This window comes from Micrococcus sp. 093350064-1 (assembly GCF_053627955.1).
Genome location: NZ_JBSEYU010000013.1, coordinates 17,592 through 28,736, shown reverse-complemented (window position 1 = coordinate 28,736; position 11,145 = coordinate 17,592). Strand labels below are relative to the sequence as shown.

The 11,145-nt window shown below is 72.3% G+C and carries 7 protein-coding genes, 1 tRNA gene and 3 pseudogenes; 2 read left to right on the top strand and 9 right to left on the bottom strand.

The features are described from left to right. Window positions 1-97: 97 nt before the first annotated feature. Window positions 98-889: pseudogene (locus ACUW6W_RS11025) on the bottom strand (IS21-like element ISMlu14 family transposase); the annotation flags it as partial. Window positions 890-1,102: 213 nt separating this feature from the next. Here ACUW6W_RS11025 and ACUW6W_RS11020 point away from each other — a divergent pair. Beyond that, window positions 1,103-1,402: pseudogene (locus ACUW6W_RS11020) on the top strand (integrase core domain-containing protein); the annotation flags it as partial. A 306-nt stretch (window positions 1,403-1,708) separates the two neighbouring features. Here ACUW6W_RS11020 and ACUW6W_RS11015 read toward each other — a convergent pair. The 8 genes from ACUW6W_RS11015 to ACUW6W_RS10980 form a co-directional block, all read right to left on the bottom strand. Then, window positions 1,709-1,785: transfer RNA gene (locus tag ACUW6W_RS11015), tRNA-Pro, on the bottom strand. Between the two features lie 377 nt (window positions 1,786-2,162). Beyond that, window positions 2,163-2,642, bottom strand: coding sequence for a hypothetical protein (locus ACUW6W_RS11010; RefSeq protein ID WP_036383303.1), 480 nt, complete (start codon window positions 2,640-2,642; stop codon window positions 2,163-2,165). Between the two features lie 104 nt (window positions 2,643-2,746). Next, window positions 2,747-4,285, bottom strand: a complete 1,539-nt coding sequence (gene der, locus ACUW6W_RS11005) for a ribosome biogenesis GTPase Der (protein ID WP_020628099.1) — start codon at window positions 4,283-4,285, stop codon at window positions 2,747-2,749. Next, window positions 4,282-5,013, bottom strand: coding sequence for a (d)CMP kinase (gene cmk, locus ACUW6W_RS11000; RefSeq protein WP_002857424.1), 732 nt, complete (start codon window positions 5,011-5,013; stop codon window positions 4,282-4,284). The genes der and cmk overlap by 4 nt, the downstream gene beginning before the upstream one ends. A gap of 1 nt (window position 5,014) precedes the next feature. Beyond that, window positions 5,015-6,175, bottom strand: a complete 1,161-nt coding sequence (locus tag ACUW6W_RS10995) for a prephenate dehydrogenase (RefSeq protein ID WP_069941656.1) — start codon at window positions 6,173-6,175, stop codon at window positions 5,015-5,017. Beyond that, window positions 6,172-7,128 carry a pseudouridine synthase gene (locus ACUW6W_RS10990; protein WP_020628101.1) on the bottom strand — a complete coding sequence of 319 codons (957 nt, stop codon included), beginning with the start codon at window positions 7,126-7,128 and terminating at the stop codon, window positions 6,172-6,174. Before ACUW6W_RS10990 ends, ACUW6W_RS10995 begins: the two co-directional genes overlap by 4 nt. A 222-nt stretch (window positions 7,129-7,350) precedes the next feature. Continuing rightward, window positions 7,351-8,211, bottom strand: coding sequence for a ParA family protein (locus ACUW6W_RS10985; protein WP_050773867.1), 861 nt, complete (start codon window positions 8,209-8,211; stop codon window positions 7,351-7,353). Between the two features lie 241 nt (window positions 8,212-8,452). After that, the gene (locus tag ACUW6W_RS10980; protein WP_454180180.1) at window positions 8,453-9,868 is read right to left on the bottom strand and encodes a cation:dicarboxylate symporter family transporter; all 1,416 of its coding nucleotides are present in this window, start codon (window positions 9,866-9,868) and stop codon (window positions 8,453-8,455) included. Here ACUW6W_RS10980 and ACUW6W_RS10975 point away from each other — a divergent pair. Next, window positions 9,789-10,763: pseudogene (locus ACUW6W_RS10975) on the top strand (cache domain-containing protein); the annotation flags it as partial. The gene ACUW6W_RS10980 and the pseudogene ACUW6W_RS10975 overlap by 80 nt on opposite strands. Between the last annotated feature and the right edge of the window lie 382 nt (window positions 10,764-11,145).

Below are 11,145 nucleotides of genomic sequence, written 5' to 3'. Positions count from 1 at the left end.
TGATGAGCACGGAGGTGATGCCGACCCTGCAGACCTGACAGGTACAAGCCCCCTACAACCTCGAAGACGGTTACACCACTTCCAGGGACTTGACCCAGGCGGCCTCGAGCTCAGCGAACGAGGCGTACTGGTCCCGCAGGTTGGTGTCCTTCGGGACCAGGTCGGCCTTGGCCAGCTTCACCGCGTTCTCCACCCCGCCCTTGGCGGCCGGATCCGCTGGCTGGCAGGTCAGCACCTCCACGCCGTAATGCCGAGCGAACGCCACGGTGGCCTGGTTACGCACCGGCACCCCGGCCACATGAGAGACCGTCACTGTCTTCTCGTTATCCGTCAGCACATAGGTCGGCGCGCCCCCGATCAGCCGGAAGCACCGGTCCAGGGCGGCGAACACACTCGGAGCCGTCCTATCACGCAGGGCGATGACGATCCGGTAGCGGGACCAGGCCAGCCAGGCCACGAACAGCACCGTCTTGGCCCCGTCGATCGCCGGCCCATCGCCGAAGTCGTACTGCAGCCATGCGCCCGGCTCGGTGATCCAGGGCCGGTGCACCCGGCGCTTCCCGGCCCGCCAGGCGGCCTTCACCTCGGCCACCGCCCGCCGGGTGGAGCGCTCAGAGCCGGTGTAGCCCATTGCGGTGAGCTTGGCGTGCACGACATCGGCGCGGATCCTGCCCGTGGAGGCCTCGACCCATTCCTCGATCTTGGGCAGCCAGACATCGGTGACCTTCGGGCGGCTGGCTCCGGATCCAGGGGTCTGGCCGGCGTCGCGGGCCCGCACCAGCCGGGCCACGGTGTGATGGGAGCAACCGGCCAGCTCGGCGGCGCCCCGCAATGACTTGGTCAGGTCATAGGCACTGAGTATTTTCATGGTTTCTGCGGCATCCTTCATTCAGGGCCTCTTCCTCGCTGGATTCGATTCGACACCGATATCCAACCCGGGGAGGAGGCCCCCGCCGGCTCACGACGCGGCGGGCAACGAGCAACGCGGGCAAACCAGATGGCCAGCACCGGGCAGTTCCCGTGGCCATCACTGGGCAGTCCTCATGGCCGTCAGCGGGTCATTCCCTGGCCACCTATGGGCAGCTTTTCATGGCCGCTTACACACAGCGACGCGGGGTCTCAATTCACCTCCATTCGCTACGGCGAACGCCTCGCCGAGATCGGAGCGACACCGTCGATCGGGACCGTCGGGGACAGCTATGACAACGCCCTGGCCGAGACCGTGAACGGCTATTACAAGGCCGAGCACGTCCGCGGACCCGCACGGCCAGGTCCCTGGCGGACGGTCGAGGACCTCGAGCTCGCGACCCTCGGGTGGGTGTCCTGGCACAACACGCAACGCCTCCACGGCTACCTCGGCGACGTCCCACCCGCCGAGTTCGAGGACACGTTCTATGCTGTCGAGGCCGGCCGCGAACAGTTGTCGGAATCAAATAGCGCGAGTCTCCATCAGACCCAGGGCGCTTCAGGGCCTACGCTCTGGTCACCGACGAGATCGATTTTGGATCGAGCCGCTCGGCCACTGAGGAAGTTCTGAATTCCCGGGGATATAAGTCGAGCCGAACGCCGAACCGTAGGGTCTGTCTCGATCAGTTTGTGCTAAGGAATATGTCAGGCACGGAAAGAGGCCCAGGCGCTCCCCTCGAGGGAGTACCTGGGCCTCATTCCATTTTCCCTCGTCAGATGCGGACTCTGACCCGTGGGAACGTGGTCGGGCTAGCGGGATTTGAACCCACGACCTCTTGACCCCCAGTCAAGCGCGCTACCAAGCTGCGCCATAGCCCGTGACGAATCGCGGTCATCCGCGCTTCGGCACCCGACGAGCATACCCCACCCGCGCCGCCGGACGCGAATCCGGAGCGGGCCGGCCGGGCCGTCGTCGTCAGGGGCGAACGCTGCGACACCCCGGAACGTGAACAAGGGGCCCACGTCCTCTTCACAGACGTGAACCCCTCATCCCTTGACCGAGGGCCACCCGACCGAGAGTCCCCCAGCGACCGCGGCCCCGGCGTACCGGTGGGCCTGGCGGTCTGCACGAACCCTCTCATGACTGAGGGTGCAGTCGTGCACGTGAGAAGCCTAACACGCCGAGCGTCTCCGATCCGCCGTTCCGGGCGGGTCGAAGAGGCGTGTCGGGGGGCTCACGGAGCCCCGCCGCAGGATCAGTACGTGAAGGTCCGGTCCCCCACGCGGAATTCGACGTCCTTGAGGTCCGGGATGGCGTCACGTGCCTGCTCCGCCGCCTCCCGCATCGTCTCCTCGAGGACCTGGGGATCGGCATCGAGCAAAGACTGGCCGTACTCGATGACCACCTTTCCGTCCTCCCGGAGCGCCTCGACGTCGACGATGTCCGAACCGGAGGGCAGGGATCGCGTCAGGTCCTCGACGACCTCGGCGGCGCGCTGGTCCGCCTCTGCGAGGGCGCCCTCGGCCTCCTGGCGCAGCTGCCCCAGGTCCACGCGGTCCGAGGCGTCCGCCTCCAGCTCGCTGATCCGGTCCTCGGCCTGGGCGAGCCGGTCCTCCGCGCTCTGCAGCGCGGCCCGGGTCTCGCCGTCGTCGACCGCACAGCCGGATGCGGCCAGCGCGAGCGCGGCCAGGGTGGCCAGGGACAGGGCGGCGGGGCGACGTCGGATGAGGCTCATGCCCTCAGGCTACGAGGCGAAGGTGGACGAACGGTGGGAGCTTGCCGGGACGACGACGTCCCCCGGCGCGGGTGGCCGAGGGACGTCGTCGGGGCGGGGCCGGATCAGCGGCGGCGACCGCGCTTCTCGCGCACGCGCATCCCGATCTCGAGGGGCGTGCCCTCGAACCCGAAGGTCTCGCGCAGGCGGCGCACGATGAACCGGCGGTACCCGGGGTCCAGGAACCCGGTGGTGAACAGCACGAACTTGGGCGGCCGGCTCGAGACCTGGGTCGCGAACAGGATGCGGGGCTGCTTGCCGCCGCGCAGCGGGTGCGGGTGGGCCGCCACGAGCTCGCCGAGGAACGCGTTGAGCTTGCCCGTGGGGATGCGGGTGTCCCATGAGTCCAGGGCGAGGTCCAGCGCGGGGACGAGACGGTCCTTGTGCCAGCCGGTCTTCGCGGAGATGTTCACGCGCGGCGCCCACGCGACGTGCGCCAGGTCCCGCTCGATCTCCTTGGCCAGCTGGAGCCGCCGATCCTCATCCACCTGGTCCCACTTGTTGAACGCGATCACGAGGGCGCGACCGGAGTCCAGCACCATCTGGAGGATGCGCACGTCCTGCTCCGAGATCACCTGCGGCGCCTCGAGCAGCACCACGGCCACCTCCGCGCGGTCCAGGGCGGAGGCCGTACGCAGCGACGCGTAGTAGTCGGCGCCGTGGGCCATGTGCTGCCGTCGACGGATGCCGGCGGTGTCCACGAAGCGCCACAGCCGTCCGCCGAGCTCCACGAGCTCGTCCACGGGGTCGCGCGTGGTGCCGGCCAGGTCGTCCACCACCACGCGGTCCGAGCCGGCCAGCTTGTTCAGCAGCGAGGACTTGCCCACGTTCGGCCGGCCCACGAGGGCGATCCGGCGCGGGCCGCCGCGCGGCACGAGACCGCCGTGGGCGGACTCCTCCGGCAGTGCCTCGAGCGCGGCGTCCAACAGGTCCGCGACGCCGCGGCCGTGCACCGCGGACACCGGGTACGGGTAGCCGAAGCCGAGCGACCACAGGGTGGCGGCGTCGGCCTCCTGGACCATGTCGTCCACCTTGTTGGCGGCCACGATCACCGGGCGGTCCTTGCGACGCAGCATCGAGACCACGGCCTCGTCCGTGGCCGTCATGCCGACGGTGGCGTCCACCACGAACACGACGGCGTCCGCCACGTCCACGGCCAGCTCGGCCTGCTCGGCCACGCGACGGTGGATGCCCTTGGCGTCGTGCTCCCAGCCGCCGGTGTCCACCACGGTGAACTCGCGGCCGTTCCACTCGGCGTCGTAGGAGACGCGGTCGCGCGTCACGCCGGGCACGTCCTCCACCACGGCCTCACGGCGGCCGATGATGCGGTTGACGAGCGTGGACTTGCCGACGTTCGGCCGGCCCACGATGGCCAGCACGGGCGGCACGGGCGCGTCGACGTCCTCGTCGGGCCCGAGCTGCCACGCGTCGAGGAGGGCGGCGTCGTCCTCCTCGAGCTCGTAGTCCTCGAGGCCGGCGCGCAGCGACGCGGCGCGCGCCTCGGCCTCCTCCTCGGTCATGGCGGCGAGCCGCTCGGCCACCTGATCGTCGCCGGCGGGGACGAACTCGTCCTCACCGGAGCGGTGCTGGGGGTTCTCGGTCATCGTCGGCCTCCCTTCACGGCCGGAATGCCGGCCTGGTCCTCGACGGCGGCCAGGACGGCCGCCACGGTCTGCTCGAAGTCGAGCTCGGTGGAGTCCACGAGCGCCACCCCGTCGGCGGGGCGGTCGAACGTGGACACGGTGGCGTCGCGGGCGTCGCGCCCGGCCACCTGACGGTGCAGCGTGCCGGCATCGACGCCGGTCTCCCCCGCCGCGGCCAGCTGGCCCGAGCGGCGGGCGGTGCGCACGGCCTCGGAGGCCGTGAGCAGCACGCGCGCGTGGGCGTCCGGGGCCACCACCGTGGTGATGTCACGGCCCTCGGCGACCATCCGGCCCGCGGCGGCGATCGCCGCCCGCTGGCGACGATGCAGCTCCTCGCGCACCGGGATGACCACGGCGACGGTGGAGACCGTGTCCGTGACCTCGGGGCCGCGGATCGCCTCGGTGACGTCCGTGCCGCCGACCCGCACGGCCTCGACGTCCGGGTCGGTGGACTGGTCCAGGTCCATGGCGACGGCGGCCGCCGCCACGGCCTCCGCATCGGCCAGGTCGACGCCCTCGTGCAGGCAGTGCCACGCCACGGCGCGGTACATGGCGCCGGTGTCCAGGTACGCGGCGCCGAGACGCCGCGCCACGGCCTTGGACACGGACGACTTGCCCGAGCCCGAGGGGCCGTCCACCGCCACCACGAGCGGCGCGGGTGCGACGTCGTCGCGGGTGTGCTCGGTCATCTCAGACCACCTTCCATCCGGCGGCGGTCAGCGCCGCCACGAGTTCGTCCCTGCGGCCGGGCAGCACGGAGATCTCCACCATGCCGACCCGGTGGCCCGAGGCGTGCTCGAGCCGCAGGTCCTCCACGTTCACGTCCGTGCGGCCGACCTCGTCGAGGAGGGCCGCGATCTGCCCGGGGGCGTCGTCCACAATCACCGTGACCACCGCGAACGCCTGCGGCGGCGCCCCGTGCTTGCCGGGCACCCGTGCCCGACCGGCGTTGCCCTCGGCGATCAGCTGCGCCATGTCCAGCCGCGCCCCGGGGGCGGAGGGGTCCTCCAGGGTGCGGATCAGCCGGTCCAGGTCCGCCCGCAGCCCGTGCAGCGCCGGCACGATCCGCCCGGCGTTGCCGGAGAGGATCTGCACCCACAGCTGCGGGTCCGACGCTGCGATCCGGGTGGTGTCCCGCAGCCCGTTGCCGGCCAGGGCGAGCGCCTGGTCCGGGGTGTCCTGCAGGCGGGAGGCCACGAGCGAGGCGGCGATCTGCGGCAGGTGCGAGATCAGCGCGACCGATTCGTCGTGGGCGCGGGCCGCCATCCGGTACGGGGTGGCCTGCAGCGTCAGCGCGAGCGCCCGACCGGCCGCGAGGGCGCCCGGGTGCGTCGTGTCCGTCGGGCACAGCACCCACGGCGCCTGCGTGAACAGGGTGCCGCGGGCCGCCACGGGACCGGACCGCTCGGAGCCGGCCATCGGGTGCGTCCCGAGGTACCGGTCGGCGTCCTGCGGGGCCAGGCGGCCGTCGTCGACGGCGGCGCGCACGCCCGCGGCGACCGCCTCCTTCACCGAGGCGATGTCCACCACCACGGCCGCGGGCCAGCGGCGCAGCGAGTCCACCACGACGTCGGCGGTCACGTCCGGCGGCGCGGCCACGACGACGAGGCCCGGGGCGGCGTCGAGGTCGTCGCCCTCGGCGTCCAGGCGGGCGGGGCGTCCGGCGCGGATGTCCGCGGCCACGGCCAGGGCGGCGGGCGAGGGGTCGTGCAGGCGCACGTCCACACCGGCCGCGCTCAGCCCGATGCCAATCGAGGTGCCCAGCAGACCGGTCCCCCGGACGAGGACGGGCTGCGGGATCCCGGCCGGGCCGTCACCGAGCGCGGCGGCGGACTCGGCGGGCGCGCTCACAGGCCGACCAGGGCCTTGAGGTGGCCCAGCTCCTGCGCGTTGAGCGCGCGGACGGTGCCCTGCTTCTGGTCGCCCAGCAGGATGGGGCCCACCTTGACGCGGACGAGCCGCTCGACCGGGTGGCCGATCTCCTGGAACATGCGGCGCACGATGCGGTTCTTGCCCGAGTGCAGCACGACCTCGACGAGCACGTGGCCCGGAGTCGAGTCGACGAGCTTGAACGAGTCCACCTGCGCCACGCCGTCCTCCAGCTCCACGCCCTCGCGCAGCCGGTTCGAGACGCCCTTGGCCAGCGGGCCGCGGGTCTGCACCACGTAGGTCTTGGGGACCTCGTAGCTGGGGTGGGTGAGGCGGTTGGCCAGCTCGCCGTCGTTGGTGAGGATGAGCAGGCCCTCGGTCTCGTTGTCCAGACGGCCCACGTGGAACAGGTGCTCCTGCCCGGGCTTGAGGTAGGTGGCGATCGAGGGCCGGCCCTCCGGGTCCACCATCGTGGAGATCACGCCGCGGGGCTTGTTGAAGACGAAGTACTGCTTGGTCACGTCCGTCTGCACGGAGATGCCGTCCACCCGGATCACGGCCGTGGCCGGGTCCACGCGCACGCCGGGCTCGGTGACGACGACGCCGTCCACCTCCACGCGGCCCTCGGCGATGAGGTCCTCGCTCACGCGCCGGGACGCCACACCCGCCGCGGCCAGCACCTTCTGCAGGCGCTGGCCCGACTCGTCGTGGATGCGGTCGAGGTGGGCGGCCTTGGCCCGGGCGGCGCCGGCGCCGCGGCCGCGGCGACCGCGGGTGCGCGGCACGGCGTCCTCGTCGAAGGGGGCCTCCTCGCGGGGGCCGGCGGCGCCGCGGCGGGCACCGATCTGTCGCTGGTAGTCGCGCTCCTGGAACGGGCCGCCCCGTCGACCGACGGCGGGGGTGCGTCCGGAGCCTCGCGGCTTGCGGGAGTTCATGGGGAGGGCGTCCTTTCGGGTGCGCGTCAACGGCGCCGGTCGGGCCGGCGGCGGACGGGTCAGGGGGTGAGGGACGGCCCGGAGACGGACACGCCCGGCTCCATTCTCGCAGATCGGCGGCGTCGCGTCTCCCGGCCACCGCTCCCCCGGCCGCGAGCGCGCAGAGAACCGGCCCGGTCCCGCGACGGGACCGGGCCGGCGTCGTCGGCGCTCAGCGGGCGGTCACGGCGCGCCGCCGCGGCTGATCAGCTCGCGGGCGAGCTGTCGGTAGGCCTTGGCGCCGTCGTGGTTCTCGGCGAACAGGGTGATGGGCGTGGCCGCCACCGTGGCGTCGGCGAACTTGATGGACCGCTTGATGACGGTCTCGAACACGCGGTCCCCGAAGCCGGCCACCAGCGAGCCCACGACCTCCTTGGAGTGCAGGGTTCGCTGGTCGAACATCGTGGCCAGCACGCCGTCGATCTCCAGGTCCGGGTTGAGCCGGTCCTGCACCTTCTCGATCGTCTCGACGAGCAGGGCGACCGCGCGCAGCGCGAAGAACTCGGCGGTCAGCGGGATGATCACGCCGTGCGAGGCGGTCAGCGCGTTGACGGTCAGCAGGCCCAGCGAGGGCTGGCAGTCGATGAGGACCACGTCGTAGTCGTCGCGGACCTGGCGCAGCGCGCGCTCGAGGACCTGCTCGCGGGCCACCTCGTTGACGAGCTGCACCTCGGCCGCGGACAGGTCGATGTTGGCCGGCAGCAGGTCCATGTTCTCGAAGTCCGTGGACAGGATCGCGTCCTTCGCGGTCACGGACCGCTCCATGAGCACGTTGTACACCGTGGTGTCGAGCTCGTGCGGGTTCGCGCCCAGGCCGGCCGAGAGGGCGCCCTGCGGGTCGAAGTCCACCATGAGCACCCTGCGGCCGTAGCCCGCGAGCGCGGCGCCCAGGTTGATGGTGGAGGTCGTCTTCCCGACGCCGCCCTTCTGGTTCACCATCGAGATGATCCGCGCCGGGCCGTGCGAGGTCAGGGGCGCGGGCTCGGGGAAGTCGTGCTTGGGCCGGCCGGTGGGCCCGAGCACGGGCTCGCCGTGGATGGTCATCACGGGGATCGGTTCTCTCGAGGTCACGGCGGCGCCGGCTCCTTCCACGGTGGTCTGCACGCCCGGCCGCGGGCCGCGGCGCGCCGCGGCCGCCGTCGTCGGCGTGTCCGGATCTTCCCCCACCCTAGTGCCTGGCGTTCCCGGGACGACGGCGACGCCGGGGACGGGCCGGTGTCCAGGCTCATCCCCGGCGTCGCCGGTGGTCGACGGTGCGGCGTGCCGCGCGGGCCCGCCGCCTCCGTCAGCGGGTGGGGTTCCGGTCGCCGTCGGCGGCCATGGTGAAGTTCAGGCTGGAGTCGGGGTGGCCCTCGTAGGCCTGCTCGGCGATCGTCGGGGACTGCTGCGGGTCGTGCGCGGCGCCGTCGTGGCCGGCCACGGTGGCCTCGTCGAACTGCAGCTCGCCACTGAGGACGCGCCGGGCACGCTCGCCGTCGAGCTCGCCCACCCAGCGGCCGATGAGGAGCGTGGCCACGGCGTTGCCGGTGAAGTTGGTCAGGGCGCGGGCCTCGGACATGAACTTGTCGATGCCCACGATCACGCCCATGCCGCCGAGCAGCTCGGGTCGGTGCGCCTGCAGGCCGGCGGCGAGCGTGGCCATGCCCGCGCCGGTGACGCCGGCCGCGCCCTTCGAGGCGATGATCATGAATACCAGCAGGCCGATCTGCTCGCCGAGGTTCATCTCCGCGCCCATCGCGTTGGAGACGAAGAGCGCGGCCATGGTCAGGTAGATGGCGGTGCCGTCCAGGTTGAAGGAGTAGCCGGTGGGCACGGTCACGCCCACGACGGACTTGTCCACGCCGGCGTGCTCCATCTTGGCGATCAGGCGGGGCAGGGCGGTCTCGGAGGAGCTGGTGGCGAAGATGAGCAGGTACTCCCGGCCCAGGTACTTCATGAGGGACAGGATGCTCAGGCCGGTCACGACCTTCAGGACGGTGCCGAGCACCACCACGATGAAGGCGATGCAGGTCAGGTAGAAGGCGCCCATGAGCAGCGCCATGGCGCCGATCGCGGACCAGCCCGTGGAGCCGACGACGGCGGCGATCGCACCGAACGCGCCGATCGGGGCGACCCACATCACCATCATGAGGATGCGGAACACGACGCCCTGGATCAGGGTGAGACCCCGCAGCAGCGGGGCGCCGGCCGGGCCCATCTGCTGCAGGGCGAAGCCCACGAGCAGGGCGATGAACAGGGTGGGCAGCACCGGCAGGGAGCCGGGGATGATGTCCAGCAGGAACTGGACGGTGCCGTCCGCCGCGGCCTGGGGCTTGTTCGGGTCGTAGGGCGTCAGCTTGAGGCCCTCGCCGGGGTGGATGAGGTTGCCGACGACGAGGCCGACGGCCAGCGCGAACGTGGACATCGTCATGAAGTAGGCCAGGGCGATGCCGCCCACGCGGCCGACGGTCGCGGCCTTGGCGATCGAGCCGACGCCGAGGACGATCGTGCAGAAGATGACCGGGCCGATCATCATCTTGATGAGGGAGACGAAGCCGTCGCCCAGCGGCTTGAGGGACTTGCCGAACTCGGGGAAGAGCAGGCCGACGGCGGCGCCCAGCACCACCGAGGCGATCACGGCGATGTACAGCCAGTGGGTGCGGTCCTTCTTCGTCGCCGGGGCCGGCGGGGCCGAGGTCTCGGCCGGTGGGGTGTGCGCCATCGGGCGTTCCGTTCTGTGCGGTGGTGGGGCGCCGCCGAGCGGTCCGCAGCGGCGCGGGAGGGATGTGACCACTCTCGCGGCCCCGGGTGGTGTCGGTCACGATTGCGGTCATAGTGGTCACGGCGGCCGACGGACTGCAGGATCGTGGGGGTGGACCGGCGCGTCGCCGGCCCGAGGGAGGAGAGGCATGCGCCACCCGTGGTCGATCGCCCGGCGGATCGCCGTGGTCCACGTGGCGCTCGTGGCGGCCATCGCCCTGTTCAGCGTGTGGAGCGCCTACCTCCAGGCCCGCGAGGTGGCCCAGCGCGTCGAGGAGCGCCATGTGCAGGGCGTCACCACCCTCGTGGCGCGCGACCCCGCGCTCGTCTCGGCCCTGCGGGCCGGCGACGCCCCCGCCCTGCAGGCCGGGATCGACGGCTGGATCGCCGAGGCGCAGGTCTCGTGGTTGACCGTGATGGACCCGGACGGGATGCGGTTGGCGAGCTGGCGCCCCGAGCAGGTCGGCGTCCGCTACCCGAGGCCGGTGGACGCCGTCGTCGCCGGGGACACCGTCGTGGAGCTCTCGAGCACCGGTGCGGCGGGCCGTTCGGTGCGCGCGCTCGCGCCGGTCGTGGACCCGGAGGACGGCACCGTCCTGGGCGTGGTCACGACGGGCGTGCAGATCTCCGATGTCGCCATCATGGCCCAGGCCCAGATCCCCGGCATCCTGCTCGGCTCGGCCGCCGTGGCCGCCGTCGGCCTGCTCGTCGCCTGGCTCGTGGGCCGGTATCTGAACCGGGTGACGCTCGGACGCGGCCCCGAGCAGATCGCCGAGCAGTTCCTGCTGGCGGAGACGGCCATGGACTCGCTCGAGGCCGGCGTCGTGGTCCTCGCCCCGGACGGGCGGGTCCGCCTGCACAACGACGCCGCCGCGCGCCTGCTCGGCTGGGAGGGCGCGGGCGAGCCTCGACTGCCCACCGAGCTCTCGGCGGCCCTGCCGGGCGCGGTCGGCGGTGAGGCGAGCCTCGCCGTCGGCGGTCGGGTCCTCGTGGTGCAGGAGCGTGTCGTGCGGGCGCCCGGCCGCTCCGACCCCGGCGGGTCGGTCCCGCCGACGGCCCTCGCCGCGGCCGCCCGCGAGGGCGTGACCACCGCCCCGGCGGGATCGCGCGTGCTCGTCCTGCACGACCGCACCGACCTGCAGCGGCTCGGCGACGAGCTCACCGTGGCCCACACCCTGACCACGGCGCTGCGCGCCCAGACGCACGAGCACGCCAACCAGCTGCACACCGCCCTCGCCC